Source organism: Caldisalinibacter kiritimatiensis (assembly GCF_000387765.1).
Classification (GTDB): Bacteria; Bacillota; Clostridia; order Tissierellales; family Caldisalinibacteraceae; genus Caldisalinibacter; species Caldisalinibacter kiritimatiensis.
The window spans coordinates 1-384 of the sequence record NZ_ARZA01000258.1; the positions used below are offsets into that span (position 1 = coordinate 1).

Genomic DNA, 384 nt, shown 5'->3' on the forward strand with positions numbered 1-384 from the left:
AAAGCAGAAGATAAAGGATACATAATTATTGCTAGTGAAAATGGAATTATAAATGGCTATCCAGACAAAACATTTAAGCCAAATGGTGAAGCTACAAGAGCCGAGGCAAGTCAAATGATAGTAAATATGTTTGATGCTTTAGATAGAGGTATTGATATAGGAGAGGAAAACAATTCACAGGAAGATACTTCACAAGAAATAGAATATAGCAAAAATTTATTAAATGCTAAATATGTTAATGCTGATGAATTCAAAATTGATGAAAATGGAGAAATAACCATACAAGGAAATGAAGTAAAAGGAGTTTTAATAGACAACCTAGATGAAAAAGTTATTAAAGTGGCTAGTGCTTTAGTAGAAAATCCATACAAAGAAAATTATGTT

General features: G+C 29.4%; 1 protein-coding gene. It reads left to right on the forward strand.

All coding sequences use genetic code 11. The features are described from left to right. Positions 1 to 384 (forward strand): S-layer homology domain-containing protein (locus L21TH_RS11625; RefSeq protein WP_034430041.1); only part of this gene is annotated, 384 nt, incomplete at both ends.